Below are 26,548 nucleotides of genomic sequence, written 5' to 3'. Positions count from 1 at the left end.
CTCTAGCCTCTGTGAATAGTGCGCAGGATCTGTGGAACCTCGAGGGTGGGGTTGGCGCCGCGTGGTCACAGCGGCTGATCTGGTGGGATCGCAGAGGCTCGGCACTATTCACAGAGGCTTTAGCCTCTGTGAACAGTGCGCAGGGTTTGTGGAACCTAGTGCTGCACAGTCACTTACCGTTTCTGGACCGTGCGGTTCGGCCTAGCGTCCGAGCGGGCCGGGGTGCTGGTACTGCTGCGCACCCACGTAGCCGAAGTCGTCGGCAACCATGGCGGCCAACTCCAACAGGGCGCGCCGGGTGGGCTTGCTCACCAGCTCGAGGTCGATCTCTGCGCCCTCGGCGAGGTGATCGTCGAACGGCACCACCTGAACGGCGCGCGTGCGATCGAGGAACAGCTTGCGCAACTGGTCGAGGTCGACCGTGGAAGCGCCGCGCCGTGAGGCATTCACCACCACGACGGTGCGCTCGACGAGCTTGCCGTATCCGTGGTGGTCCAACCAGTCCAACGTCGCCGAGGCACTGCGCGCGCCGTCGATGGCGGGCGAGGTGACCAGCACCAGCGAGCTCGCCATGTCGAGCACGCCTGCCATGGCCGAGTGCATCAGGCCGGTGCCGCAGTCGGTCAGGATGATGTTGTAGAACGACTGCAGGATGCTGATGGCCTTGCGGTAATCAGCCTCGCTGAAGGCCTCGGAGACCGCCGGATCCTGTTCGCTGGCAAGCACTTCCAGTCGGCTCGGGGCCTGCGAGGTATGCGCCCTGACGTCGGAGTACCTGCTGATGTGCTGGTCCTCGAGCAGGTTGCGGACGGTGGAGCGGGTCTGCCGGGGCACCCGGTGCGCGAGCGTGCCGAGGTCGGGATTGGCGTCGATCGCGATGACGCGGTCGCCGCGCAGCGAGGCGAACGTGGAGCCGAGGCCGACCGTGGTCGTTGTCTTGCCGACGCCACCCTTGAGCGAGAGGATCGCGATCCGATAGTCGCCGCGCACCGGCTGATTCACCCGGTCGACGAGGTCGCGGAAGACGACGTCGGCCGCGGACTCACCCGGATTGAGCATGCCGCCGGTGGCCTTGTGCACGGCCCGGCGCCACCCGCTGCGCGGTGCCCGGCGGGCGCGCTTGAGCAGGTTCAGGTCGTTGACGGAATGGCCGGGCTGTCCCGGCGCAGGCACGTGCTGCGGCTGGAACGGCTGGGCGGGCTGATGGGGATTCGGTCCCTGCTGCCAACTCGGCGGCCCCTGCGGCTGCTGCCCCATCGGCGGTGGCGGCTGGTAGGCGGGCGGCGGTGGCGGCTGGTGGGTGACCGGCGGTGGCGGCGGCGCCCAGCTGTAGATCGGTCCGGCAGGCTGATCTGCCTGCGGCGCACCGGCTTCGGCATGGTCCTGCGATACCCGACGGACCAGCCCGTCGGGGCCGATCTCCTGCCGGTACTCGCCGTAGCCCTGGTCGTAGCCCGGCGCCTCGGCAACCTGATGGCTGCCGCTCACTGGCTGGTACGCGCCGGTCTGATATGGCTCATATGCGCCAGTCGGCGCGAACGGCCCTGGGTTCGGCGGGGCATACCCGCCGTACTGCTCGGCGTTGGGCGGGGGGAAACCTTCGGGCGGGCCATAGGGCTGAGGCGGCATCGACGCCTGCGGGTACGACACGGTCTGATCCGTCGACCCACCGAAGTCGGGCTCGGCCGCGGCCTTGTCCGGCTGATCCGCTTCCGCGAGCTCGGAATCCGGCACTTCCACGTCACCGCTCTGCTCTGCCGACTGGTCGGCGGCCTGCTCCGACTCGGTGCCGTCGGCGGTGTCCACCGCTTGACTCTGCAGCCAAGGCGGTGAGGTCGGGTTGTGGTCGTTAGTTGTCACAGTTCCCCCATCTGCTCGGGACTTCGAGCAGAGAGCTCGGCGCTTGAAGTGCGAATCCAACGCTAGCACGGGGTTCACACAGCCGCGTCCCGGTATGGAAGGCAGACGCGCCAGGATGACACGCCGCTGATTTGTGGTCTCCGACAGCAAGATCGAGAGCCGGACGCGCAGTCGGTCGACGACCGCGGCGTCCGGCTCCTACCGTACTCGACCTGGGGCTATCAGTGGGCCCGGTTGACCGCGGAGACCACCGCGCGCAGTGATGCGGTGGTGATGGAGGTGGCGATGCCGACGCCCCAGACCACCTTGTCGCCGATCGCGCACTCGACGTAGGCCGCGGCCTGTGCGTCGTCGCCCGCGGACATCGCGTGCTCGGAGTAGTCCAGCACCCGCACCTCGAAGCCGACGGTCGCGATCGCGTCCACGAACGCGGCGAGCGGGCCGTTGCCGGTGCCGGTGATCTCCTGCTCGACACCGTCGACCTTGACCACCACCGAGATGGTGTCGGTGCCGCCGTCGGTCTCCGAGGCCGTCACCTTCTGCCGGATCCGCTCCAGCGGCCGGATCGGGCTCAGGTACTCGTCGGCGAAGACGTCCCACATCTCCTTCGGCGTGACCTCGCCGCCCTCGCCGTCGGTGATCCGCTGCACGGCCTGGGAGAACTCGATCTGCAGCCGGCGCGGCAGCGCCAGACCGTGGTCGGTCTTCATGATGTAGGCGACGCCGCCCTTGCCGGACTGCGAGTTGACCCGGATGACCGCCTCGTAGGTGCGGCCGACATCCTTGGGGTCGATCGGCAGGTACGGCACCGCCCAGATGATGTCGTCGACATCCGCGTCGGCGTCGTCGGCCGCGACCTTCATCGCATCCAGGCCCTTGTTGATGGCGTCCTGGTGGCTGCCGGAGAAGGCGGTGTAGACCAGGTCGCCGCCGTACGGGTGGCGCTCGGCGACCGGCAGCTGGTTGCAGTACTCGACGGTGCGCCGGATCTCGTCGATGTCGGAGAAGTTGATCTGCGGGTCGACGCCGCGGGAGAACAGGTTCATGCCGAGGGTGACCAGGCAGACGTTGCCGGTGCGCTCGCCGTTGCCGAACAGGCAGCCCTCGATCCGGTCCGCGCCTGCCTGGTAGCCCAGCTCGGCCGCGGCGACCGCGGTGCCGCGATCGTTGTGCGGGTGCAGCGACAGCACGATCGAATCGCGGCGGGCCAGGTTGCGGCTCATCCACTCGATCGAATCGGCGTAGACGTTCGGCGTCGCCATCTCGACGGTGGCGGGCAGGTTGATGATCAGCGGCTTCGCCGGGGTCGGCGCGATGATCGCGGAGACCGCGTCGCACACATCCTTGGCGTATTCCAGCTCGGTGCCGGTGTAGGACTCCGGGCTGTATTCATAGCGCCAATTGGTGTCCGGGTACCGCTTCTCGATCTCCAGGCACAGGGTCGCCGCGTCGGTGGCGATCTTCTTGACGGCCGCGCGGTCCGCGCGGAACACCACCTTGCGCTGCAGGATCGAGGTGGAGTTGTAGAAGTGCACGATCACGTTCTGCGCGCCCGCGCAGGCCTCGAAGGTGCGCTCGATCAGTTCGGCGCGGCACTGGGTCAGCACCTGGATGGTGACGTCGGCGGGGATGGCGCCGTCCTCGATGATCTCGCGGACGAAGTCGAAGTCGGTCTGGCTCGCGGACGGGAAGCCGACCTCGATCTCCTTGTAGCCCATCCGGACCAGCAGGTCGAACATGCGGCGCTTGCGGGCCGGGCTCATCGGATCGATGAGCGCCTGGTTGCCGTCGCGCAGGTCGACCGCGCACCAGCCGGGCGCGACATCGATGATCTTGTCCGGCCAGGTGCGGTCGGGCACCGTGACGGGCTCGACCTCTTCGGCGAAGGGCCGGTACCGGAAGGTCGGCATCGAGGAGTTCTTCTGCGCGTTCCAAGCGGCCTGGTCAGTGGGGGCGGGCTTGGACGGCGGCACGATGGTGCGGGAACCGGATACGAAGGCGTCAGCGGGGGACATGGCGATTTTCTCCGAAGGGTGTGGGTGTTTCCCAAAGGGTTTGGGTCGACCGGCGCGGCAAAACCCCGCGACGGGAGCCGGTCCGATCAGGACCCGTCGCGGCGGCCGAGAAGAAGAGCCCGCTGCATGATGTCGGCGAGTTTACCGTGTCGCAGTTCACCCCGGAAAGGGCGGTCCCGTCGCCGGGTCATCCGATGACTCGGTTACCGTTCGAACCAGGAACAAAACGCTTGTACGGGCCACGGGCTCGACGAGACGTCGAACGGATTTTCATATGACATGGCTGGAACAGCTGGCCGTCTTCGGTGCGGGCATCGCAGCGGGCGGCATCAACACCATCGTCGGGTCGGGGACCTTGATCACCTTCCCGGTGCTCCTCGCGTTCGGGTTGCCGCCGGTGACCGCGAACGTATCGAACACCATCGGCCTCGTGCCAGGCGCGATCAGCGGCGTGCACGGCTATCGCAGGGAACTCGCCGGGCAGCGAGAACGGTTGCTGCACTTGGGCACCGCCTCGTTGCTCGGCGGCATCACCGGCGCCGTGCTGCTGCTGGTGTTGCCCGCGAACGCGTTCAAGGCGATCGTGCCCGTCCTCATCATCGCGGCGCTGGTGCTGGTTGTCGTGCAGCCCAAGCTCTCGCGCTGGGTCAAGGAGCGGCGGGACAACGGTGCCGCGCCCGCGCCGAAGCACGGCGGCCCGATCCTGTTCGTCGCGGTCTTCGCGACCGGCATCTACGGCGGCTACTTCGGCGCGGCGCAGGGTGTGCTGCTGCTCGGCTTGCTCGGGGTGTTCGTGCACGAGGACATTCAGCGGCTCAACGGCATCAAGAACGTGCTCGCGCTGGTCGTGAACGGGGTCTCCGCGCTGATCTTCGTCGTGGTCGCCGACGTGGACTGGCGCGCCGTCGTGTTGATCGCGCTCGGCTCGATCATCGGCGGCCAACTCGGTGCGAAGATGGGCAGGCGGATGCCGCCCATGGCGTTGCGTGCGGTCATCGTCGTGGTCGGCACCATCGCGGTGATCCGGTTGCTGATGTCGTAGGAGGTGGCGTAGTGGTGGGCTCATGGTGTCCATCGCCACCGATCTCAGGGTGCAAGTCATCCCTGCGGCGGACGACGGTCCTGCGGCAGCGTCCCAAGATAATCGGTATGCGTGGGTGGAGGATCGTCGTTGTCGCCGCGGTGATGACGGCGTTGGCGCCGTTGATCGGGTGCGTGCGTCAGGGTGTGCACGAACAAGCGGTGGCGGGCCTGGTCGCCCAGGCCGACGCCGCGTCGACGCCGTCGTTGGCGTGGACGTCCTGCCAGGAGAAGGACCTGAGCAGGCTGCAATGCGCCACTGCGACTGTGCCGCTCGACTACGCACACCCGGACGGCCCGACGCTCGCACTCGCGCTGGTCCGCCAGCCTGCGACCGATGCGTCCCGCCGCATCGGCACCCTCTTCACTGCGGCGGGCGGGCCGGGTGGTTCCGGGTTGCACTGGGCCGCAAGGGATCAGATGTTCCCCGGCGAGATCGCCCGCCGCTTCGACGTGGTGACCTTCGATCAACGCGGAACCGGCCGCAGCGCACAGGTCCGCTGCTTCCCGAATCCTGAAGAGCAGCAACGATTCTGGGCCAGCGTCTGGGTGCCGCCGCGCAACGCCGAGCAGGAGGCGGCGCAGGCGCGATTCAGTCGCGACCTGTCGGCGAGCTGTGCCGCGAACAGCCCGGAGTTGCTGCCGCATCTCACCACGGTCGACGCCGCCCGCGATCTCGACCTGCTGCGCCGTGCCGTCGGCGACAAGAAGCTGACCTATGAGGGTGGCTCGTACGCAAGCTATCTCGGCGAGGTGTACGGCGCGCTGTTCGGCGACCGGGTGCGTGCGCTGAACCTCAGCTCGATGATCGATCCGGACTCCTACACCTCCGACTCCCGCGCCCAGGTGGCCGAGTCGGCGGCGGGCACCGAGGAGGTGTTGTCGGAATTCTTCCGGCTGTGCGCCCAGGCAGGCCCGTCCCGCTGCGCGTTCGCCGGGCCGGTCAAGCCGAATGCCGACCAGGTTCTCGGCGACCAAAAAGCAAGTGGCAGTGCCGATCTCCAGGATCGCGACACCGCATTGCTGGACCGGCTGCGGCAGGGCCCTGTCCTGGTCGGCGAGGGTGAGCAGGCCCGTTCGGTCACCTACGCCGAGGTCGTCGGCCAGCAGGCGATGCTGCTCTACGACGTCGAACAGGGCTGGCCGACGCTGGCCCGGCTCCTGACCGAGGTGGACCGAGGCGCCGCGGGCAACGCGGAGGTCGTCCGCGGGATCCTCGACAAGTACCGCTTCCCGCCCGACTTTCTCGACGCGTTCATCGCGATTTCCTGCGCGGACAAGACCTTTGTGCGGGACCCGGACCAATGGCCCGCGATGACAAAGGAACTGGCCGCGACCAGTCCCACCTACGGCGGCTTCTGGCTGTACCTGCACCAGCCGTGCGCGTCGTGGCCGAGCCCGCAGGGCGGCTACCCGCAGCGCTACCCCGGCCCGTGGATTCTGCGCTCGGACGTGCCAGCGCTGCTGTTCAACAATCGGTTCGATCCGGTGACACCGCTCACTGCCGCGCGCACGGCGCAGCAGGCGTTGGTCAACGCGCGGCTGGTGGTTGTCGAGGGTGGTTACGGTCACGAGACCGAAGGGGACTGCATCAAGAACCTGCGGGAGCGCTACCTCATCGATCAGCAGCTGCCCGCACCTGGCGCGACCTGCAAAGCCGATCAAGCGCCGTTCGCGGGCTGAGCGGATTCGCGACCGAGCAGGTCACCCGGGCTGTCTCGCGCTGTCGCCCGCTCGTCACCCCACGTTCGGCGGGCGTCAGGCCGAGGTCGGTGAACCGACGGGATAATGGAAGGGGGACAACGGATGACGTTGCGGGAACGACTGTTCAGCAGACGATTATCCCGGTAATCTGCGCACGGCCATGCGTGATGAGGGAGGTGGCTGGGTGCGTAGACGCGCCTTCTTCAAAGCAGCGGGAACAGCTGCACTGTTCGGTGCTGCACTGGGCTCGGCGACGACTGCCCGACCGGCGGCCGCGGATCCGGTCTGGAATCTGCTGTTCCAGCAGTGGGTACCGGAGATCTTCGCGCCGCTACCCGATCCACCCGAACATTCGCCTGCGATCGTCATCGGCTCCGGCTTCGGCGCCGCGGTCACCGCGCTGCGGCTCGCCGAGGCCGGCATCGCCAACACCGTGCTCGAACGCGGTTCGCGCTGGCCGAACGATCCGTGGCGGGAGATCTTCACCGGCGACGACCTGCCGGACGGCCGCGGCTTCTGGCACCGCACCAACTTCACCGGCGTCAGCAAGGTGCCGATGAACTTCGCCAGCTTCGGCGGCGTGCTCGACTGCACCAGTTACCCAGGCATCGATGTCTGGCGCGGCGCCGCGGTCGGCGGCGGCTCGGTGGTCTTCACCGGCGCGATGGTCGCCCCGGAGCGCCGCTTCTTCGACCATCTCTTCGGCGGCGCCGTCGAGTACGGCGAGCTGGACCGGGTCTACTACCCGCGAGTGCGCGAGATGTTGCGGCTGAACTCGATGCCGGCGGATGTCTACGGCGCTGCTCCGTTCACCCACTCCAGGGCCTGGGACGAACAGGTGCGCAAGGCGGGCTACCAACCGAAGTCCAACGACTCGATCTTCAACTGGGACGTCGTACGCGGCGAGCTGGCAGGCACGTGCAGGCCCTCGGCCACCGTGGCCCGCAGCAACCTCGGCAACTCCAACGGCGCGAAGTTCGACCTGAATCAGAACTACCTGAAGTACGCGCAGGACACCGGTCGCTCGGCGATCTTCCCCGGCCACCAGGTCGAGTCCATCGCGCAGGAACCGGGCGGCCGCTACTCGATCCGGGTGACCAAGCTCGCGCCGACCGGCGATGTGCTCAACACCAGGACGCTCACCTGCGATCAACTGTTCCTCGGCGCAGGCTCGGTCGGCACCTCGGAGCTGCTGGTTCGGGCACAGGCCACCGGCACACTGCCCAACCTCAACGAACACATCGGTGCAGGCTGGGGCACCAACGGTGACGTGGTGCTCGGCCGCGGCGCGAGCGCGCTGGCCGGCGTCGGCCAGGGCGTGCCGAGCGCGAGCCGGATCTTCGACGAGTCGGGCCTGCCGCTGAGCCTGGAAAGCTGGTACATCCCCGGCATTCCGTTCGAGACGGGCGCGCTGGCTTCGCTCGGCATGGTGCTCGACCCGGCCCGCGCCAAGTTCGGCTACGACGCCGCGACGAATCGGGTCGGTCTGTCGTGGCCGTCGAAGAACCGCGAGGACATGGTGGCCGCCGCCCGCGCGGTCGATCACCGGATCGCCGAACGCGCAGGCGCCGTCCTCGAATACGGCGCCATCGGCTACGACGCCAATGCGTTGTTCACCGCGCACCCGCTCGGCGGCGCGGTGCTCGGCAAGGCCACCGACGGCTACGGACGCGTGCACGGCCACCCCGGCCTGTACGTCATGGACGGTGCGGCCATCCCGGGCAGCACCGGAACGGTGAACCCGTCGTTGACCATCGCCGCCCTCGCCGAGCGCAATATCCAGGCGATCATCCGCGCCGGACGCTGAGACCGCGCCCGCCGGGGCGGCATGGCCTTAATCCATGCCGCCCCGGCGTGTTCGCATGTTCGCCATCCGTGCCGAGCGCTGCGTCGCCGACTACTGTCGGCGTGACCGTTCAGTGTCGAAGGGATTCCTCAGGTGGCAGCTGCGAGCACCATTCCGGTCAGCGAAGAACTCCCGCAAGGCGATTACCCGCGTAAGCCCCCTGCGCTGTTGACCGACTTCGTCATGCTGGCGCTGGCGATCGTTTCGGTCGCGCTGATCGTCTGGATCACCTTCTTCACGGTCTCCGCGCACACCCGCTCGATGATCGTGCTCGTCGACTGGTCGATCTGCGCGATCTTCGCGGTGGAGTTCCTGTGGCGCTGGCACCGCGCAGGCTGGCCGTGGACCTTCCCGTTCGTCTACTGGTACGAAGTCATCGGCATGATCCCGGTGACGAGCCCGTTCTTCCGCGGGTTCCGGCTGCTGCGGATCGTGGTGATCGTGGTCCGGCTGGCCAGGGTCGCCGACCGCGTCTTCGGCGACCGGATCACCGCCGCGATCGTCAACCGGTTCGTGCTGACCATCGTCGACACGATCAAGCGGCCGATGACCATCGCGGTGATGGACGAGGTCGCTGCGGTGATGCGCACCGGCCACTACACCCGCAACATCGCCGCGGCGCTGCAGGAGAACCGCGCCGAGCTGGACGAGATGATCCTCGAGCTGATCAAGAAGGATCCGCAGGCGGGCCGAGTGCGCTATATCCCGTTCCACGACGACATCATTCGGCTGATCGCCGACACCACGTTCCGCATCATGTTCCAGGTGCTCGAGGATCCGCGTACCGACGAACTGGTCGCAGATGTGTTGCGGGAGAACATCGATCAGATGCGGGAGGCGGTGCGCCACGATATCCGGGTGCCGCCGTCCGCGTACGGCCCGACAGCGGCCGAGCACGGCGTGCGGCACCACCTCAGTCGTGTGCCCCGTGCCTGATCTCGTCCCTCGGCTGTGCGAGTTTGATTGTCTCCCAGACGATCAGCGCCCCGAGCACGGCGGTGAGCAAGGTGAGTGAGGCCAGCGCGGGCAGCGCGCACGCGACCGGGATCAGCGCGAGCAGCAGCACGACGGTGACCACCCGCGGCATGCTGATCCGCCCTGTCGCATAGTGTTTCGCGCCGATCAGCGCGATCAGATACAGCACGACACCGCCGTACAACGAGAACAGCGGAATTCCGTACAACGCGTCTTTCAGCGAGTGGTGTGATTCGTCGCCGACATAGTAGAGCACTTTCTTCAAACCCAGTGAGAGACCGATGATTCCGACGATCATCGGGAAATGCCAAAAGGTATAGGAGCCCCGTCCGATCTTGATCTGCCGCGCGCCGTCTGACCGCTTCAGTTCGTGTTCGATCGACAACGCGGCGACATCGAAATAGGCCCACCAGAGCAGGCCGGATATCGCGAGCCCGAGTAACGCACCGACCGCGATCGGCCAGGAGATCGGCAGGTCCTTGACGCCGATGCCGATCGAAACGATCGATTCACCAAGCGCGACAATGATGATCAGTCCGTACCGTTCGGCGAAATGGGTCGCCGAATTCATCCGCCAGTCGGTGCCGGCGAGCAGCGTCCACAGGTAGTCGCCTGCGATCGCCGCGATCCACAGGCAGATCTGCACGGTGCCCTCGGTCATCGCGGCGATCACGAGCAGCGTCGTGCCGAGGGTGATCGAGCCGAATGCCCAGCGCAGCACCTGATTACGCAGCTGTGGATCCTCGGCGCTGGCCAACCAGAACATGACAACGTGCACCAGCCGCACGACGAGGTAGGCGATCGCGAAGACGAGCGGGCCGAACCAGCCGCCAGGCAGGTCGTGGAAGGCCTCCGGAATGGTGAGCGCGGCAAGGAAGGCGCCGCCCATCGCGGCGAACATCGCGACCCTGGCGATACCCTCGTCCGCGCGGATCACGTTGCCGAGCCAGGAGTACGCGATCCACAGCCACCACATCACCGCGAGCACGAGGAACGCGCGCAACATGTTCTTGGCCGTGGTCTCCTCCGCGGCCAGGTCGGTGACCATGGTGAACGCGAAGACGAGTACCAGGTCGAAGAACAGCTCGAGCTGCGTCACCGACGCACCTTCGGCCACCGGCTGGAACCGAACTCGTTTGGAACCGATCATGATGCTCATCGTCGCACCCCGATCGCGCCGATGCGTGCCTGCGGCGTTGCGCGTCGCGCGTTTTCACTCTCAGCGTGACGTTCAGGGTTTGTTATGCGTTATGGCTATCCGGCTTCATAGTTTTCCTTTTTCGGAAAACGTTCAGCGAACTCGATGAAATTTTCTGCGGCGATCTCGTTCGCTTTGCGCACTGTTCGCTTGAGTAGTAGGCCCGGCACCGGGATGGGTAGGTACAGCTCCGAATGAAACCAGACATCGGTGCCGTCCCTGCCGCCGGAAACCTCGAACCAGCCGCCGCCCTTGACGCCGCGCGTACTGTCCGTGACCTGCCACGATGACCGATCCGGCGTCCAATCGTATTCCAGCACCTGAAGATCGGAACCGTTCATCAGTTCGGCCTTGACGAAAACTCGGAGCGGCCGTCCCGCGTCGTCTCGCGAGGCGACGCGCGCATCGGTATATCCGGGCGACCATTCAGGCAACATTTCGACCGCGGCCAAGGCGTCCATCACCTGGGCGGAATCGGCGTCCACGACGAATCGGATATCGGTCCTCGTGCGCATCAATACCTCCGGCCCCCGATGGACAACCCGGCCCGATTCTCTCCATCGGATATCGGATTCGTCAACCTTGGGTGTCGGAGGTTGAATGTCGATGAGGCAACGTGGTACGGGATCAATCGTTCGAGAACTGCGTGAACCAGTTCCGCGGAAGGTTCAGCAGGACTTGTGCATAGCTGTGCGCGCGGGCTCAGCCGTCCGCGGGTTCGACTATCGCATCGGGGCCCGGGTACACCAGCGACTCGTGTCCGTCGCTGTAACGCACGACGTAGGGCGGCGATCCGTCCGGTCCGCGAACTTCGATGATCTCCCCGTGGCGCGCGCCCTGCCCTACTACGTGGCCGTGTACGAGCAGTCGGTCGCCGACATTCGCCATCATCACCTCATTATCGAGTGCTGGTGACGCGGGTCACAAGCATTCGGAGATGTAGACCGCATGGTCTGTCAAGAGCCGATGACACGATCGACCGCCGCCTCGATCAACTCTTGGCTCTGTTCTTCGGTGAACACCTCCGGCAGGGTAAGCCGGTCGACGATTAGCCAGTTCAATGCCAAATACAGCAGCAGTACCGACTTTTCGTCACCGGGCAATCCGGCGTCGACATGGTTGCGCACGTTGAACTCGATGTCCGCGCGCACCCGCTCGGTCAGCACGGCTCGTAGTTCCGGTCGCCTGGTCGCCTCGAGGCGCAGCTCCAGCAGGGCGAGGTAGCCGGTGCGGAACGCCTCGATGCGCCCGACCGTCTCCTTCATCAATTCGACGATGTTCGCCCGGGTCTTCGGTCCTTCGGTCAGCTTGGCCATGGTCGGCGCGCTCGGTCGCAGCCGTTCGTAGAAGCGGCCGCCCGCCTGGGTGAGCAGGTCGTCCCGGTTGGCGAAGTAGTTCGACGCGGTGCCCGCGGGCACGGCGGCTTCTTTGTCCACCGCGCGGAAGGTGAGTCCGCGAGCTCCTTCGCTGGCCAGGACCTCGAGCGCCGCATCGAGCAGCGCCTGACGACGTTCGGGATTTGTCCGCACTTGACACCACTCCATCTGTAGTACTACCTTCAGATCACTACATGCAGAGTACAACAGGTTAGGCGGTACCGGAATGCGAAAGCTTGTCTACTACGTCGCGGTCTCTCTCGACGGCTACATCGCAGGTCCGGCGGGGGAGTTCGACTTCTATCCGACCGACGACGAGATGATGCGACAGATCAACGCGGAGTACCCGGAGTTCGTCCCGACCCCGCTCCGGTCGCACATCGGGATGGCGGTCGACGCACCGAACAGGCACTTCGACGCCGTACTCATGGGGCGCGGCAGCTACGAACCGGCGTTGGTCACCGGCGTGACGAGCCCGTACGCGCACATGCGGCAGTACGTGGTGTCGAGCACGCTCGGCCGGATCGACGATCCGGCAGTGGAATTGGTCGAGGCGGACCCGGTCGGCCTCGTGCAGCGGCTCAAAAAGGAAGAGGGCCTTGATATCTGGCTCTGCGGCGGCGGCAAGCTTGCCGCGCAGCTGCTCGGTGAGATCGACGAGATGATCATCAAGAGCTACCCGGTCGTCGCGGGCGCCGGGATCCCCGCCTTCGCCGGGGAGTTCCAGCCGACCCTGTTCGCCCCGGTCCAGCGCAAGGAATTCGGCAACGGCGCGCAGGCCACCTGGTTCGCCCGCGCCTGACAATTCTCCACGAAAGAGGTTCTGATATGCGAAAACTCGTCTACTTCGTCGGCATGTCGCTGGACGGCTACATTGCCGGACCCGACGATACGATCGACCACTACCCGGTCGGGCCGGACATGGGCGCGTGGCTCGCGCAGGAGTATCCGGAGACCCTGCCGACGCACGTCCGCCCGCACTTCGGGATCGCCGCGGACGCGCCGAACCAGAAGTTCGACACCCTGGTGATGGGGCGCGGCACCTACGATCCGGCGCTCGCCATCGGCATCACGGCCCCGTACGCGCACATGCGGCACTACGTGGTGTCGAGCACGCTCGGCCGGATCGACGACCCCGCCGTCGAATTGGTCGAGGACCCGATCGCACTGGTGCAGCAGCTCAAACAGGAAGCGGGGTCGGACATCTGGCTGGCCGGCGGCGGAAAGCTCGCCGCTGCCGTGCTTCCCGAGATCGATGAGCTGGTCATCAAGAGCTATCCGGTCGTCTCCGGCACGGGTACACCCGCCTTCGCCGGTGCCTTCCAGCCGACCCTCTTCGCACCGACCGAGCGCAAGGAGTTCGAGAACGGCACCCAGGTCACCTGGTTCACCAGGGCCTGACCGTTGCACCGGACCGCCACGTCATTCACGCGGTTTCTTCGGCGCGTAATGCCTTGGTGACGTGCAGTGTTGTCTCGTGCAGCCGATGGAACAGCTGGAGGATCAACTCCAGCTGTTCCTCGGTGTACTCGGCGGCGACCGTGTCGAATTCTCTTGCCAGCAGCTCATAGTGGGGCGCGAGCTCGTCGAATCGCTCGGGGACTGCCGTGATGATGACGCGGCGGCGGTCCTGCTCGTCGTGTTCGCGGCGCACGTAGCCCGCCTTCAATAAGCGGTCGATCATTCGGGTGATGGCGCCGGTGGTCAGCCCGGCGGTAGCGGCCAGCTCGCCCGCGGTAGCGGGGCCGCCGAGCCGCAGCATGTTCAGACAGCGCAGGTCGGTCACGTGCAGGCCGACCCGGTCCGCGATGGCCTGATGCATCATCACCGCGTCGGTGGCGCTGCGCTGCGCGGCGAGGGTCAATGCGGCACCCAACTCCGCGCGCCTGACTTCGGTCTTCTTCGGCATGGCTTGACACTCTCGTCTGACTCGGGAAATATCTTACTCGCTCAACTATTTGATGATTCAGCTGTTGAGCTGATCAGATTGTATCGAGGGGACTCCGATGACCATCGACCAGCAGGCCGACGAGGCCGCCATCCACGCACTGTTCGAACGTCAGGCCAAGGCATGGCACGACGGCGATGCGGCCGCCTTCGCCTCGGTCTACGCCGAAGACGCCGACTACGTCACCTGGTTCGGCACCCACAGCACGGGCCGCGAGGAAATCCACGAGACGCACGTCCCACTGTTCGAGAAATACTTGAAGAACACCCGATTGGACGGCGAGATCACCGGCTTCCGCTTCCTCACCCCCGACGTTGCGCTGGTGCACGGCAAAGGCGCGGTGCTCAAGGGCAGGCGGCGGCGCACCCTGCGCAACACAAAAGTGCAGAGCACGGTCGTGGTGCGCACCAAAGGGGGATGGCAGATCGCCGCGTTCCACAACACCAAATATCACTGGTTGCTCGCGAAGTTCGTGAGCGCGGCGGACCAGCGCAGGAAGTCCTCGACGGCCGTCGGCTGAGGAGGTAGCCACAATCCGCTGGACGACGGCCGGTAGTCTTGGTGGCTGTTAGCAGCTGGTTGTCGATCTTGGAGGACCCTGTCGTGGCTCTCGTTGTTCAGAAGTACGGAGGATCCTCGGTGGCAACCGCCGAGCGCATCCGGCGCGTCGCTGAACGGATCGTCGAGACGAAGAAGCAGGGCCACGACGTGGTGGTCGTCTGCTCGGCCATGGGTGACACCACCGACGAGCTGCTCGACCTGGCCCAGCAGGTGGCGCCCGCGCCGCCGGCCAGGGAGATGGACATGCTGCTCACCTCGGGTGAGCGCATCTCCAACGCGCTGGTCGCCATGGCCATCCACTCGCTCGGCGCCGAAGCTCGTTCGTTCACCGGCTCGCAGGCCGGCGTGATCACCACCGGCGCACACGGCAACGCCAAGATCATCGACGTCACCCCGGGCAGGCTGCGCCAGGCCCTCGATGACGGACAGATCGTGCTGGTCGCAGGCTTCCAGGGCGTGAGCCAGGACAACAAGGACGTCACCACGCTCGGCCGCGGCGGTTCCGACACCACCGCGGTCGCGCTGGCCGCCGCGCTGGAGGCCGACGTCTGCGAGATCTACACCGACGTGGACGGCGTCTTCACCGCCGACCCGCGGATCGTGCCGGACGCCCAGCGGCTGGACCAGGTCTCCTACGAGGAGATGCTGGAGCTCGCCGCCTGTGGCGCGAAGGTGCTGATGCTGCGCTGCGTCGAATACGCGCGTCGCTACAACGTGCCCGTGCATGTGCGTTCGTCCTATACCGACAAGCCGGGCACCTACGTTTACGGATCGATGGAGGACATCCCCTTGGAGCAAGCAATCCTCACGGGCGTCGCGCACGATCGCAGCGAGGCCAAGGTGACCGTGGTCGGTCTGCCGGACGTGCCGGGCTACGCCGCCAAGGTGTTCCGCGCGGTCGCCGACGCCGAGATCAACATCGACATGGTGCTGCAGAACATCTCCAAGATCGATACCGGCAAGACCGATATCACCTTCACGCTGCCGAAGACCGACGGCGCACGTGCCGTCGAGATGCTGACCAAGCAGCAGGACGAGATCGGCTTCTCCCAGGTGCTCTACGACGACCACATCGGCAAGGTGTCGTTGGTCGGCGCGGGCATGAAGAGCCACCCCGGCGTCACCGCCAAGTTCTGCGAGGCGCTTGCCGATGCCGGCGTGAACATCGATCTCATCTCCACCTCCGAGATCCGGATCTCGGTGCTGGTCAAGGACACCGAGCTGGACGAGGCCGTCAAGGTGCTGCACCGGGCGTTCGAGCTGGGCGGCGACGAGGTCGCTGTGGTGCATGCGGGAACAGGGCGGTAAAAAATGGGCGTACGAGTAGGCGTTGTCGGCGCGACCGGACAGGTCGGCGCCGTCATGCGAAAGCTGCTGGAAGAGCGCAACTTCCCGGCCGACGAGGTGCGATTCTTCGCGTCGTCGCGGTCGGCGGGGACCACGCTGCCGTGGCGCGGCGGTGAGATCGTCGTCGAGGACACCGAGCTCGCCGATCCGTCCGGCCTCGACATCGCGCTGTTCTCGGCCGGTGCCACCATGTCTCGCGTGCAGGCCCCGCGCTTCGCCGCGGCGGGCGTGACGGTGATCGACAACTCGTCGGCATGGCGCAAGGACCCCGATGTCCCGCTGGTGGTCAGCGAGGTCAATCCCGAACAGACCCGCAACCTGGTCAAGGGCATCATCGCGAACCCGAACTGCACAACCATGGCCGCGATGCCGGTGCTCAAGCCGCTGCACGACATCGCGGGGCTGCGCAGGCTCATCGTGTCGAGCTACCAGGCGGTGTCCGGTAGCGGGCTGGCCGGGGTGGAAGAGCTTGCGACACAGGCGCGTGCGGTGATCGACGGTGTCGAGCAGCTGACCCACGACGGCAGCGCACTCGACTTCCCGGCCCCGAACAAGTACGTCGCGCCCATCGCGTTCAACGTGCTGCCGCTGGCCGGATCGCTGGTCGACGACGGCTCCGGCGAGACCGACGAGGATCAGAAGCTGCGCAACGAGAGCCGCAAGATCCTCGGGCTGCCCGAGCTGCTGGTGAGCGGCACCTGCGTGCGTGTTCCGGTGTTCACCGGCCACTCGCTGTCGGTGAATGCCGAGTTCGAGCAGCCGCTTTCGGTGGAGCAGGCCAAGGAGATCCTGGCCAAGGCGCCCGGCGTCAAGCTCGTCGAGGTGCCGACCCCGCTGCAGGCGGCGGGCGCCGACGACTCGTTCGTCGGCCGCATCCGCCAGGATCCCGGTGTGCCGGAAGGCCGTGGGCTCGCGCTGTTCATCTCCAGCGACAACCTGCGTAAAGGTGCGGCGCTCAACACCATTCAGATCGCCGAGGTGTTGCTCAGCAATCGCTGATATTGCTCCGACGCGGCCGTGCGAATCCATGGATTCGCACGGCCGCCGTCGTTGCTAGGCGTCGTAGCTGATCGTGAGTAGGCGTTCGGCGATCGAACGGCCCGCCTGGATCTCGTACGATCCCGGCACCCGCCGCCAGGCGTTGGTGTCTTCGTCCCAGATCTCGAAGGCGCGGTCCGGAATCCGGATCACCGCCTCGACCACCTCGCCGGGTTCGGCTTCGATGCGAGCGAAACCGGCCAGCCAACGCGCCGGACGGACGACCGAATCCGCAACGGGCGCAAGGTAGACCTGCACCACCTCACCGCCGCGGCGCGCGCCGGTATTGCGCAGCCGCACGGTCACCGTCGTTTCTGCCCGGTCGATCGACTCGTATGCCCATGTGGTGTAACCGAATCCGTGTCCGAACGGGTAGGCGGGCGTGGTGCCTGCGCGTTCCCACGCGCGGTAGCCGATGAAGATGTCCTCCCGGTAGACCAGCTGGCCATCGGTCGGGGTGACCTCGGAGACCGGGCAATCCGCCAGTGCGGCAGGCCAGGTGGTCGGCAGCCGCCCACCCGGCTCGACAGCGCCGAGCAGTACATCGGCGAGCGCGTTACCGGCCTCTTGACCGGGGAACCAGCTCAGCAGCACCGCGGAAACCTCGTTGCGCCACGGCATCTCCACCGGCGACCCGGCATTGACGACAACAACGGTGCGCGGGTTGACGGCGGCCACGCGGCTCACCAATTCGTCTTGGCGGCCAGGCAGTTTCAGGCTCGTGCGATCGAAGCCCTCGGACTCGACCTGCTCGGTGGTGGCCACGACGACCACCGCGACGTCCGCGACTCGCGCCGCCTCGACGGCCTCGGCGATCAGCTCGTCCGGATCCCGTCGCGGTTCTGCGTGCGCGAGCGTGAACATGATCGCGGGCAGTGGCGCGTCGGCGAACTTCAACGGCGCGTGGGTCATCGACACGTCGACCGCCGTCCCCGCCGTGAGCTCGATGGCCCCGCGCTCGCTGGTCGATCCGAAGAATGCCTCGAAAGGGTCGGTGCTGGTGAGTGTTTCGTTTCCGTCGAACAGCGTGGTGCCGTCGACGGCGAGCCGGAAGCTGCCGAATCCCTTGGTGCCGAACGTATGCTGCCCCGTCTCCTGCGGCGTGAAGGTGCCGCTCACCTCGACGGTGTGCAGTGCGTCGTAGCTGACGCCCTCGGGTAGTTCGCCGAGCCAGTTGACCGCGCCGTTGGGCAGCGATCGTTCGCCGAGCAACGCGCCGTCGGCATCGAAAACGCGGGCGCGCAGGTCGAATCCGCGCTCCGCCGCGCCGAGGTCGTCGCTCGGGGCGGCGCCGATCGAGTAGGTGAGCGCGCCTGCGGGCAGCGCGGCGGTCAGGCCGTCGAGCGGGGAGACGACGGACGCGGGGAAGACGGTGGCCGAACCGCCGCCGAGAATCCGGGCATCCCTGGCGGCGAGTCCGCTGAGCGCCACGGTGGTCGCGGCGGCGTCGATGGGCAGCGCCGGGCCCTGCTCGAGCACCTGGTTGCGGATCAGCACGACAGCGCGACTTGCGATCTCGCGGGCCAGCGCGAGGCCGTCGATGTCCTCGGGCGGGGTGGTCACCACCGGATCGACGCCGTCGAGCAGGCCGACCCGGGCGGCAAGCCGCAGCACCCGGCGGACCGCGTCGTCGACCAGCGATTCCTCGACTTCACCGTTGCGCACCGCGGCGACGAGGGGATCGCCGAAGACGCCTTGCGGCCCTGGCATCGCGATGTCGAGACCGCCGGTGATCGCGCCGACTGTCGATCGGGCGGCCATCCAGTCGGAGACGACGATGCCGTCGTACCCCCACTCGCCGCGCAGCACTCCGTTCAGCAGCGCGGCGTGCTCGGTCATCGTCGTGCCGTTGACCTTGTTGTAGGCGGCCATGACGCCCCAGGTGCCCGCGTCGTGCACGATCGCCTCGAAGGGCGCGAGATACAGCTCGCGCAGTGCGCGCGGGGAGACGACATTGTTCACGGTGAAGCGGTCGGTCTCGGCGTCGTTGGCCACGAAATGCTTGACGGTGGTGCCGATTCCGCCGTCCTGCACACCGCGCACGTAGCCGGTGCCGATCTGCGCGGTCAGATACGGATCCTCGGAGTAGCACTCGAAGTGTCTGCCGCCGAGCGGTGAGCGATGCAGGTTGACGGTGGGTGCGAGCAGCACCTGTACTTCCTTGCGGCGGGCTTCCTGCGCGAGCAGTCTGCCTGCGCGCCTGGCGAGTTCCGGATCCCAGGTCGCGGCGAGGGCGGTCGGCGAAGGCAGCGCGATGGACGGATCGTCCGCGGTCCAGTACCGCCCGCGCACCCCGATCGGCCCGTCCGACATCACCAGCGACCGCAACCCGATCTCCGGAAGGGCGGGCAGCGACCACATGTCCTGCCCCATCAACAATCTGGCCTTGCTCGGAAGATCGAGTTTCCCGAGGGCCGCCGTCACGGCGTCCTCGCGGGCCACGTCGGCTGGACTCATCATGAACTCCTTTGTCTGCCACTGCCGTTGCCGACCGAGTCGGCGGATACCACTGGTAACTCGTGAGTGCCGGCGGCGGACATGCGCAGGCCTTCGCCGCGCTCACCTAATCAATAGTAGGTGTTGTTATCTCCTCGTTACTTTTATTCGTTCGATCCGGCCGAGTGAGCGCCCGGTCCGAGCAGCGCGACGAAGTCCCGGAACGCGGCTCCCATGTCGACCTCCTCCGGGGCGAGCAACCACTGCGTCTGCAGCCCGTCCAGGACCGCGATCAACAGCGGCGCCACCTGCTCTGGTGTCCGCCCACCGGCCAGCCGATCACCGAACTCCGTCCGCAGCAGCTCGGCGAGCCGCGCCCTGGCCTGCGCGTAGCGCTCGATGAAATACTCTCGCGCCGGGTGCTCGTCGGTGACGCTTTCGCCCGCAAGAACAGTGAAAGTCTGGATAACACCGGGACGTTCGGCGTTGTAGTCGACCAACTGCTCGAGATGCGCCAGCTGCCAACTGTTCGACGGACCGGCCAGAAAAGCGGCCGCGTCCCAGCGGTCCCGCTCTTCCAGCACCGCAACCAGCAGGTGTTCTTTACTCGGAAAGTAGTGCAGCAGCCCAGGTTGGGTGAGCCCGACGCGCTCGGCGACCGCGGCAAGCGAGGTGCCCCGATACCCGCGCTCGGCGATCACCTCCCGCGCGGCCTCGAGGATCGCCGCGCGGCGTTCGGCGGCCTGCGCGGCGCGGCCGCCTCGCTGTTCCTGAGTCACGCGATCGAGCGTAGCCATGGCCGCCGCGCCGAACGGATCGCGGCTCGACACGCGCTCATCCGTCGTGCGAGGTCGCGGGTGTCAGCGGATGCCCGGTGCGCCTGGGCCGAGGCAGACCATGATCGCGCAGCCGGGGGCGGTGTCCCAGAATGGCGGGGCCAGTGGGTAATTCAGGCAGGAGAAGACGTTGCAGCCGGGATAGGCGAAGGGGCCGCCGCCGAAGACGGCGAGTACGAAATTGGCGTCGACGAATTGGCTCGGGTTCAGGCGGATCGGTGGTTCGACGTAGGGGCCCGGATCGGGCATGGGGGGTTCGTCGAAGGCGGCGAAGAGCCTGCGGAAGAACTCGTGGGGCAGTTCCGAGGTGTTCTGGATGATGCCGGTCACGCCGTACTGGCTGGCGTTGCCGTAGAAGCCGGTCCACATCACGGTCAGGTCGAGACTGGGGATGATGAAGGCGTTCTGCATGCCGAGCCCGGCCATCATGTAGACGTCGGGCGGCAGCGACATCGCGAGTTCGGCGCACCCGGGACCGAGCCAGAACAGGTAGCCGTAGCACTTGTTGGCTGTCGACGGCTGGCGCGCTTGCCGCAGGTACTGCTCCGAGACGAGCTGCTGTGCGCCCCAATGCCCTTCGTTGCTGACGAGGAGGCCGAGTTTGGCGAAGTCGTTGGGCGGGATCAGCAAATGCGCGTACCCGTAGGTGTGGCCTGCGCGGTCGCGGGCCCAGTAATAGTCGCCGCGTTCGATGCCGAGCGGGTCGAACAGTTCGCGCTGTGCGAACTGCTGCAGCGGTTCTCCGACGGCGAGTTCCATGACGTAGGTGAGCAGATCGACGTTGCGCTGGCTGTAGCTGAAGACGGTGCCAGGCGGATTGTCCAGCGGTACCCCGAGTGCCTGCACCGCGCTGTTCGGGTCGATCGGAATGACCCCGGTGGCGCCCTCGGTCAACACGCCGACCTTCATGCCCGAGGTCTCGGTGAGCAGGTTCGCCACGGTGATCGAGCGGTGCTCGGCATCGCCGAGTCCGGCGGGCAGGTACCGATCGATCGGTGCGGAGAGATCGAGTTTGCCCTGGTCCCAGGCGATCCCGGCGAGCAGCGAAACGACGCTCTTGGTTGCGCTCCAGATGTTCCACGCCACGTTGCCGGTTTCCGCGTTGCTCGGTCCGGCGCCGATCAGGCAGTTGTGCCGGAACACTTGCACGTTCAACCGGTTTCGGGTGGCGGCGAAGCTCAGCGCGTCCGCAAGCCGTGCGCTGTCCAGGCCGACTTGCTCCGGTTCGGCCGTGGCGAACTCGCGACCGGACGGCACCGCGCAGCGCACCTCGTCGGCGGTACGGCTCGGTGACGCGTGCGCACTTGCGGCGAACACATTCCCCACCACCAGCGTCAGCGCAGCAAGCCCAGCCAGGAACCCAGCAGAACGCCCCATACGCATGAGGCTAGCGCGCGTGGACGGTTCGTACGTGGACAACACTGCGCAACTCGAAATACAAACGCCGCCAGGTCGAAAAACCTGGCGGCGCTGAGCCGCCGGACGCCACGCCAGCGCCACGACTCGAGTCGACGTCCCACAAGCGCCTCTCGGCGGGTGGTCGCTCGTAGCGACAAAGGGGTGAGGCCCGGGGCTGTCCGGACGCCGACAGTGATCATCAACGACTACCCGTCCGGAAGTATTCCGCGGCACGGCAACTGGAGCTCCTCAGTGTTCTCCGTCACATTTTTCCGAGGTTGATCGTGGTGGGCGCGCCGCATCTATGCCGTTGAGCTGGGCGGACACACCCTCGATCCTTTTCTTGACTAATTCCAGAAAAGGAGGAGGATCGTCGGTATGCACACCAACCACACCGATGCGCGGGCGCAGTTGCACGCAGCCGGTCTGCGGGTCACCGCCCCGCGGATCGCGGTGTTGGACGCGGTGGCAGCCACACCGCACGCCGATGCGGATCGGGTGGCCGCCGCCGTTCGGGAATCCCTCGGCTCGGTATCGACGCAGGCCGTCTACGACGTGCTGCGGGCCTGCGTGCACGCGGGGCTGTTGCGGCGCATCGAGCCTGCCGGTTCGGCCGCGCGGTACGAGACCCGAACCGGGGACAACCATCATCACCTGGTGTGCCGCGACTGCGGCACGGTCGTCGACATCGACTGTGTCGTCGGCGCAGCCCCCTGTCTCGAGCCCGGCGACGACCACGGGTTCGCGATCGACGAAGCAGAGGTCGTGTTCTGGGGTTTGTGCCCAGCCTGCCGCAGTTGACGCGGCAGCCGTCCTGACAGCCCGGGTCAGCCCACCCGGGGAAGTGCGCGATGAGCCGAGGAGGCTTCGAGATGACCAAGCCGACAACGACGAACACCGGAACGCCGGTCGAAAGCGACAACGAATCACTCACCGCCGGTGCGCAGGGCCCGATCCTGCTGCACGACCACTACCTCATCGAGAAGCTGGCGCAGTTCAACAGGGAACGGGTGCCGGAGCGGATCGTGCACGCCAAGGGCGCAGGCGCCTACGGCGAACTGGTCGTGACCAACGATGTCAGCCGCTACACCAAGGCCAAGCTGTTCCAGCCGGGTGCGCGGACCGAGTCGCTGGTGCGGTTCTCGACGGTGGCTGGCGAGCAGGGCAGCCCCGATACCTGGCGTGACCCACGGGGTTTCGCGGTGAAGTTCTACACCGAGGACGGCAACTACGACCTCGTCGGCAACAACACCCCGATCTTCTTCATCAAGGATCCGATCAAGTTCCCCGACTTCATTCGTTCCCAGAAACGCTTGCCGGGCAACGGGCTTCGCGACCACACCATGCAGTGGGACTTCTGGACCCTGCGGCCGGAGACCGCACATCAGGTGACCTGGCTGATGGGTGACCGCGGCATCCCGAAGACCTACCGGCACATGAACGGCTATGGCTCGCACACCTATCAGTGGGTCAATGCCGCTGGTGAACGCTTCTGGGTGAAGTACCACTTCAAGACCGACCAGGGCAGCGAGTACCTGACCCAGGCCGATGCCGACCGGATCGCGGGCGAGAACGCCGACTACCACCGCCAGGACCTGTGGGAGGCGATCGAACGCGGCGAGTTCCCGAGCTGGACGCTGCACGTGCAGGTGATGCCGGTCGCCGAGGCCGAGGGCTACCGGTTCAACCCGTTCGACCTGACCAAGGTGTGGTCGCACCGGGACTACCCGCTGATCGAGGTCGGCAAGTGGACGCTCAGCCGCAACCCGGGCAACTACTTCGTCGACATCGAGCAGGCCGCCTTCGAACCGTCGAATGTCGTTCCCGGCATCGGCTTTTCGCCGGACAAGATGCTGCTCGGCCGGGTGTTCGCCTACGCGGACGCGCATCGCTACCGGATCGGCACCAACTACGCGCAGCTGCCGCCGAACCTGCCGAGGGCCGCGGCGGTGAACTCATACTCCAAGGAGGGCGCGATGCGGTACTCCTACAACGACGCCAGCGTGCCGGTGTATGCGCCGAACTCCTTCGGCGGCCCGCACGCCGACCCGTCGCTGGCCCCCGACGGTGGCCTGTGGGAGTTCGACCCGACGATGGTGCGGGCGGGCTACGTCGAGCACGCCGAAGACGGCGACTTCACTCAGGCGGGCACCCTGGTACGCGAGGTGCTCGATGACGCACAGCGAGAACGCCTGGTGAGCAACATCGTTGGCCACGTGCTCGGCGGTGTGCGGGAGCCGGTGCTCGGCCGGGTCTTCGAGTACTGGAAGAACGTCGACCCCGATCTCGGCAAGCGGGTCGAGGAAGGCGTACTGGCCGGTCGTGTGGACGGTTCGACGCCGCCGCCCGCTCAGGGCTGAGCGACAACACATTTCGACACCGAGCGGGTGTGCATCCACTGGATGCGCACCCGCTTCGTCTGTGCCGCAATCCTTTTGGCTCGGAGGCCGCAACAATCTACGGCCAAGTGTAGTAGACCTGGTCGGTGCCGACCAGGGTTTCTGTCATCCGGCTACAGCAGGCCCCACCAATAGAGCACGCAAGCGAGCATCCAGACCACCACGGTTTCCATCGTCGCTCCCACTTTCCTTTGCGCACTTGCCTTAATCATCCGCTATCCCGGCCCATGCGCTACATGATCGGCGCGTCTGTGCGGCTCAACAGTGTCTGACCTGCGGTTTTAACCCTACAAGGTGTTCTTAAGTGCGCGCTAAGCAGCGAACGGCATTGTTTGTGTCAACACCGAGCACGCCGGACGAACCGGACTTCGGTGGGCAAGCCACCACCGGGGGTGGGGAACGAGGCGCGACCTGTCTTCGAGGGGTTGACAGGTCGGGCCTCGGGGAGAGAGTGCTTGCCGGGCCGGTCCACGAGGGGTGACCGGCTCGGCAGGCAGCTCGGGACACCGGACCACGTTTCGCTGGCTCTTCCGGGGGCTGACCGGCAACGAACATCGTGTTGCCACTGCCGAAGGTAACTGCGGGGTGCGCCGCGGGATCCCGGGCTCGACAGGGGCGGCCGGACCGGTTTCGGAGGGTGATCGGTCCGGGTGGAGTCGAATGAGAACGTGTTCTAGACAGAATTGTTGATTTGTCTTACCGTCACTACATGGTGATCGATGCGTCTCGGACCGCGCCCGCCTTCGAGCTCCGCTCCGGCGCGACCTGGGTATCGCCGTGGCCGATGTATGCCGCACTGCGCGAACAGGATCCGGTGCATCACGTGGTGCCCCTCGGCCGTCCCGAGCGCGACTACTGGGTGCTCACCAGGCACGAGCAGGTGTATGCGGCGGCGCGGGACAGCGAAACCTATTCCTCGCGCGACGGGTTGACCGTCGAATACGGCGAACTCGACCAGCTCGGCCTCACCGACAATCCGCCGCTGGTCATGCAGGATCCGCCGCAGCACACCGACTTTCGCAAGCTAGTCGCGCGCGGATTCACGCCGCGTCAGGTCGCCGAGGTCGAGCCGATGGTGCGCCGGTTCGTGCGCGCCAGGCTCGACCGGATCGCCGAGGACGGCGGCGGCGATATCGTCGCGCAGCTGTTCAAGCCGCTGCCGAGCATGGTCGTCGCCTACTACCTCGGCGTGCCGGAGGCGGATCGGCAGCGGTTCGACGGCTGGACCGACGCGGTGGTCGCGGGCAGCATCGACCGCGCTTCGACCGAGGCCGCGCCCGCCTCGATGGCGATGATGGGGTATTTCGCCGAGCTCATCAAGCGGCGCAGAAGCGATCCGGGGGAGGACACGGTCTCGCTGCTGGTGCAGGCGGGCCTCGGCGCCGACGACGCGGATGTGCGTGGGCTCGTCCAGATTCTGGCCTACACCTGGACGATGGTGGCCGGCGGCAACGACACCACCACCGGCCTGCTCGGTGGGGCCGTGCAACTGCTGCAACAACATCCGGAGCAGCGGGCCGCGCTGGCCGAGGACACGAGCCGGATCCGCACGGCGATCGAGGAATTCGCGCGGCTGACCGCGCCGGTGCAGTGCCTGGCCCGCACCGTCACCCGGCCGGTGGAACTGGTCGGCACGCCGATTCCGACGGGCAAGAAGGTGTTGCTGGTGTTCGGCTCCGCCAATCGGGACGAGCGCGCCTTCGGCGCCGACGCGGCCGAGCTCGATATCGAGCGAAATCCGCAGCGCATCCTGACTTTTGGGCACGGGCCGCACCATTGTCTCGGCGCGGCGGCGGCCAGGATGCAGGCCACGGTGGCGCTGGAAGAACTGCTCGATCGGTTCCCGAACTATGTGGTGGACATCGACGCGGTCGAATACGCCACGGGCCCTTACGTCCGGCGGCCGACCACCCTCCCGTTCCGGTGCGCGGCATGACCGGGGACTGGCTGGCCGACGGCCGGGCGGAACTGGCGACCGAGCGGATCCTCGACGCGGTCCGTGCCTTGTTCATCGACAAGGGGGTGAGCGGGGTCGGTATGGCCGAAGTCGCCGACGCCGCAGGATGTTCCAGAGCGACGCTCTATCGCTACTTCGACAATCGGCAGGCGCTGTACGTCGCGTTCGCGGGACGCGAGGCGGGCAAGGTGGTGGAGCGCGTGTGGGGTGATCCGGCACTGCACGCCGCCGCCGATCCGGGCGAGCGGCTGCTCGACGGGCTCACCGCGTTGCTCGCCGAGGTACGCAAGACGCCACACCTGGCCGTCTGGTTCGCACCTGGCAATGCGGGAATCGTTGCCCAGCTGTCGAATTCGTCCGATGTCGTGGACACGCTCGCGACCGGCTTCGTCTCCGGCTTCCGGCCAGATCTCCCGGCGCCCGCCGCGCAACGCCTCGGCCAGTGGGTTGTCCGGGCGATGGTCTCGCTGCTGACCCTGCCCGGCGCCGGCGAGGACGAGGAGCGCGCCATGCTCCGGAACTTCGTGCTTCCCTTCCTCCTCGACCGCGGTACGGCGATCGAATAGCCGTCGAA

23 protein-coding genes are annotated in these 26,548 nt (G+C 66.7%); 13 read left to right on the top strand and 10 right to left on the bottom strand.

The annotated features are described in order from the left end of the window. Positions 1-201 precede the first annotated feature (201 nt). Together NA11_RS31280 and leuA are read right to left on the bottom strand one after the other, a co-directional pair. Positions 202-1,806 (bottom strand): MinD/ParA family ATP-binding protein, encoded by a 1,605-nt coding sequence (locus NA11_RS31280; RefSeq protein ID WP_084655219.1) that lies wholly within the window; start codon positions 1,804-1,806, stop codon positions 202-204. Positions 1,807-2,081: 275 nt separating this feature from the next. After that, a complete protein-coding gene (leuA, locus tag NA11_RS31275) occupies positions 2,082-3,875 on the bottom strand; it encodes a 2-isopropylmalate synthase (RefSeq protein WP_069165632.1) in 1,794 nt (597 codons plus the stop codon). Between the two features lie 274 nt (positions 3,876-4,149). Between leuA and NA11_RS31270 the strand changes: the two genes are divergently transcribed. From NA11_RS31270 to NA11_RS31255, 4 genes are all read left to right on the top strand, one after another. Then, positions 4,150-4,917 carry a sulfite exporter TauE/SafE family protein gene (locus tag NA11_RS31270; RefSeq protein WP_069165631.1) on the top strand — a complete coding sequence of 256 codons (768 nt, stop codon included), beginning with the start codon at positions 4,150-4,152 and terminating at the stop codon, positions 4,915-4,917. Positions 4,918-5,024: 107 nt separating this feature from the next. Further along, entirely contained in the window at positions 5,025-6,638 is a 1,614-nt protein-coding gene (locus NA11_RS31265) for an alpha/beta hydrolase (RefSeq protein ID WP_069165630.1), read from the top strand. 205 nt (positions 6,639-6,843) lie between these two features. After that, the gene (locus NA11_RS31260; RefSeq protein WP_069165642.1) at positions 6,844-8,466 is read left to right on the top strand and encodes a GMC oxidoreductase; all 1,623 of its coding nucleotides are present in this window, start codon (positions 6,844-6,846) and stop codon (positions 8,464-8,466) included. Between the two features lie 132 nt (positions 8,467-8,598). Next, positions 8,599-9,441 carry a hypothetical protein gene (locus tag NA11_RS31255; protein ID WP_069165629.1) on the top strand — a complete coding sequence of 281 codons (843 nt, stop codon included), beginning with the start codon at positions 8,599-8,601 and terminating at the stop codon, positions 9,439-9,441. Here the strand turns inward: NA11_RS31255 and NA11_RS31250 are convergent. The 4 genes from NA11_RS31250 to NA11_RS31235 all read right to left on the bottom strand — a co-directional run bounded on the left by NA11_RS31250 (position 9,419) and on the right by NA11_RS31235 (position 12,222). Beyond that, complete coding sequence (locus NA11_RS31250; protein ID WP_069165641.1) at positions 9,419-10,630, bottom strand: low temperature requirement protein A; 1,212 nt, start codon at positions 10,628-10,630, stop codon at positions 9,419-9,421. The genes NA11_RS31255 and NA11_RS31250 overlap by 23 nt on opposite strands. A 104-nt stretch (positions 10,631-10,734) precedes the next feature. Further along, positions 10,735-11,163 (bottom strand): SRPBCC family protein, encoded by a 429-nt coding sequence (locus tag NA11_RS31245; protein ID WP_245746289.1) that lies wholly within the window; start codon positions 11,161-11,163, stop codon positions 10,735-10,737. A 217-nt stretch (positions 11,164-11,380) separates the two neighbouring features. Continuing rightward, positions 11,381-11,569 (bottom strand): DUF1918 domain-containing protein, encoded by a 189-nt coding sequence (locus tag NA11_RS31240; protein ID WP_069165627.1) that lies wholly within the window; start codon positions 11,567-11,569, stop codon positions 11,381-11,383. A gap of 65 nt (positions 11,570-11,634) precedes the next feature. Then, on the bottom strand, positions 11,635-12,222 hold the full coding sequence (locus tag NA11_RS31235) for a TetR/AcrR family transcriptional regulator (protein WP_069165626.1): 588 nt from the start codon (positions 12,220-12,222) through the stop codon (positions 11,635-11,637). A 58-nt stretch (positions 12,223-12,280) separates the two neighbouring features. Between NA11_RS31235 and NA11_RS31230 the strand changes: the two genes are divergently transcribed. Together NA11_RS31230 and NA11_RS31225 are read left to right on the top strand one after the other, a co-directional pair. Further along, the gene (locus NA11_RS31230) at positions 12,281-12,856 is read left to right on the top strand and encodes a dihydrofolate reductase family protein (protein ID WP_069165625.1); all 576 of its coding nucleotides are present in this window, start codon (positions 12,281-12,283) and stop codon (positions 12,854-12,856) included. Between the two features lie 26 nt (positions 12,857-12,882). Next, positions 12,883-13,455 carry a dihydrofolate reductase family protein gene (locus tag NA11_RS31225; protein WP_069165624.1) on the top strand — a complete coding sequence of 191 codons (573 nt, stop codon included), beginning with the start codon at positions 12,883-12,885 and terminating at the stop codon, positions 13,453-13,455. A 25-nt stretch (positions 13,456-13,480) separates the two neighbouring features. On the opposite strand, the gene NA11_RS31220 is transcribed toward NA11_RS31225, so the two are convergent. Beyond that, the gene (locus NA11_RS31220) at positions 13,481-13,963 is read right to left on the bottom strand and encodes a MarR family winged helix-turn-helix transcriptional regulator (protein ID WP_069165623.1); all 483 of its coding nucleotides are present in this window, start codon (positions 13,961-13,963) and stop codon (positions 13,481-13,483) included. Positions 13,964-14,060: 97 nt separating this feature from the next. Here NA11_RS31220 and NA11_RS31215 point away from each other — a divergent pair, with 97 nt between their 5' ends. From NA11_RS31215 to NA11_RS31205, 3 genes are all read left to right on the top strand, one after another. Beyond that, entirely contained in the window at positions 14,061-14,522 is a 462-nt protein-coding gene (locus NA11_RS31215) for an SgcJ/EcaC family oxidoreductase (RefSeq protein WP_069165622.1), read from the top strand. Positions 14,523-14,605: 83 nt separating this feature from the next. Then, positions 14,606-15,871 (top strand): aspartate kinase, encoded by a 1,266-nt coding sequence (locus tag NA11_RS31210; protein WP_069165621.1) that lies wholly within the window; start codon positions 14,606-14,608, stop codon positions 15,869-15,871. 3 nt (positions 15,872-15,874) lie between these two features. Then, positions 15,875-16,909 carry an aspartate-semialdehyde dehydrogenase gene (locus NA11_RS31205; RefSeq protein WP_069165620.1) on the top strand — a complete coding sequence of 345 codons (1,035 nt, stop codon included), beginning with the start codon at positions 15,875-15,877 and terminating at the stop codon, positions 16,907-16,909. A gap of 54 nt (positions 16,910-16,963) precedes the next feature. On the opposite strand, the gene NA11_RS31200 is transcribed toward NA11_RS31205, so the two are convergent. The 3 genes from NA11_RS31200 to NA11_RS31190 form a co-directional block, all read right to left on the bottom strand. After that, the gene (locus NA11_RS31200; RefSeq protein WP_069165640.1) at positions 16,964-19,405 is read right to left on the bottom strand and encodes a glycoside hydrolase family 3 protein; all 2,442 of its coding nucleotides are present in this window, start codon (positions 19,403-19,405) and stop codon (positions 16,964-16,966) included. A gap of 143 nt (positions 19,406-19,548) precedes the next feature. Further along, positions 19,549-20,163 (bottom strand): TetR/AcrR family transcriptional regulator, encoded by a 615-nt coding sequence (locus NA11_RS31195; protein WP_245746288.1) that lies wholly within the window; start codon positions 20,161-20,163, stop codon positions 19,549-19,551. Between the two features lie 81 nt (positions 20,164-20,244). Further along, a complete protein-coding gene (locus NA11_RS31190; protein ID WP_069165619.1) occupies positions 20,245-21,597 on the bottom strand; it encodes a serine hydrolase domain-containing protein in 1,353 nt (450 codons plus the stop codon). Positions 21,598-21,996: 399 nt separating this feature from the next. Between NA11_RS31190 and NA11_RS31185 the strand changes: the two genes are divergently transcribed. The 4 genes from NA11_RS31185 (at position 21,997) to NA11_RS31170 (ending at position 26,540) form a co-directional block, all read left to right on the top strand. Next, positions 21,997-22,419: a Fur family transcriptional regulator gene (locus NA11_RS31185; RefSeq protein WP_069165618.1), complete on the top strand. Its 423-nt coding sequence runs from the start codon at positions 21,997-21,999 to the stop codon at positions 22,417-22,419. Between the two features lie 71 nt (positions 22,420-22,490). Continuing rightward, on the top strand, positions 22,491-23,978 hold the full coding sequence (locus NA11_RS31180) for a catalase (protein WP_069165617.1): 1,488 nt from the start codon (positions 22,491-22,493) through the stop codon (positions 23,976-23,978). Between the two features lie 748 nt (positions 23,979-24,726). Beyond that, complete coding sequence (locus NA11_RS31175) at positions 24,727-25,953, top strand: cytochrome P450 (protein ID WP_069165616.1); 1,227 nt, start codon at positions 24,727-24,729, stop codon at positions 25,951-25,953. Continuing rightward, the gene (locus NA11_RS31170; RefSeq protein WP_069165638.1) at positions 25,950-26,540 is read left to right on the top strand and encodes a TetR/AcrR family transcriptional regulator; all 591 of its coding nucleotides are present in this window, start codon (positions 25,950-25,952) and stop codon (positions 26,538-26,540) included. Before NA11_RS31175 ends, NA11_RS31170 begins: the two co-directional genes overlap by 4 nt. Positions 26,541-26,548 lie beyond the last annotated feature (8 nt).

Origin of the sequence: Nocardia altamirensis NBRC 108246 (assembly GCF_001612685.1) — a bacterium.
GTDB lineage: Bacteria > Actinomycetota > Actinomycetes > Mycobacteriales > Mycobacteriaceae > Nocardia > Nocardia altamirensis.
Note: the sequence above shows the minus strand (reverse complement) of the source record. Positions and strands in the feature narration are given on the sequence as shown.

Coding starts and splice junctions, on each gene's coding strand:
- leuA (WP_069165632.1), bottom strand. CDS start 3,875: ATGTCCCCCGCTGACGCCTTCGTATCCGGTTCCCGCACCATCGTGCCG.
- NA11_RS31270 (WP_069165631.1), top strand. CDS start 4,150: ATGACATGGCTGGAACAGCTGGCCGTCTTCGGTGCGGGCATCGCAGCG.
- NA11_RS31265 (WP_069165630.1), top strand. CDS start 5,025: ATGCGTGGGTGGAGGATCGTCGTTGTCGCCGCGGTGATGACGGCGTTG.
- NA11_RS31250 (WP_069165641.1), bottom strand. CDS start 10,630: ATGATCGGTTCCAAACGAGTTCGGTTCCAGCCGGTGGCCGAAGGTGCG.
- NA11_RS31240 (WP_069165627.1), bottom strand. CDS start 11,569: ATGATGGCGAATGTCGGCGACCGACTGCTCGTACACGGCCACGTAGTA.
- NA11_RS31235 (WP_069165626.1), bottom strand. CDS start 12,222: ATGGAGTGGTGTCAAGTGCGGACAAATCCCGAACGTCGTCAGGCGCTG.
- NA11_RS31230 (WP_069165625.1), top strand. CDS start 12,281: ATGCGAAAGCTTGTCTACTACGTCGCGGTCTCTCTCGACGGCTACATC.
- NA11_RS31225 (WP_069165624.1), top strand. CDS start 12,883: ATGCGAAAACTCGTCTACTTCGTCGGCATGTCGCTGGACGGCTACATT.
- NA11_RS31220 (WP_069165623.1), bottom strand. CDS start 13,963: ATGCCGAAGAAGACCGAAGTCAGGCGCGCGGAGTTGGGTGCCGCATTG.
- NA11_RS31215 (WP_069165622.1), top strand. CDS start 14,061: ATGACCATCGACCAGCAGGCCGACGAGGCCGCCATCCACGCACTGTTC.
- NA11_RS31205 (WP_069165620.1), top strand. CDS start 15,875: ATGGGCGTACGAGTAGGCGTTGTCGGCGCGACCGGACAGGTCGGCGCC.
- NA11_RS31200 (WP_069165640.1), bottom strand. CDS start 19,405: ATGAGTCCAGCCGACGTGGCCCGCGAGGACGCCGTGACGGCGGCCCTC.
- NA11_RS31190 (WP_069165619.1), bottom strand. CDS start 21,597: ATGGGGCGTTCTGCTGGGTTCCTGGCTGGGCTTGCTGCGCTGACGCTG.
- NA11_RS31185 (WP_069165618.1), top strand. CDS start 21,997: ATGCACACCAACCACACCGATGCGCGGGCGCAGTTGCACGCAGCCGGT.
- NA11_RS31180 (WP_069165617.1), top strand. CDS start 22,491: ATGACCAAGCCGACAACGACGAACACCGGAACGCCGGTCGAAAGCGAC.
- NA11_RS31175 (WP_069165616.1), top strand. CDS start 24,727: ATGGTGATCGATGCGTCTCGGACCGCGCCCGCCTTCGAGCTCCGCTCC.
- NA11_RS31170 (WP_069165638.1), top strand. CDS start 25,950: ATGACCGGGGACTGGCTGGCCGACGGCCGGGCGGAACTGGCGACCGAG.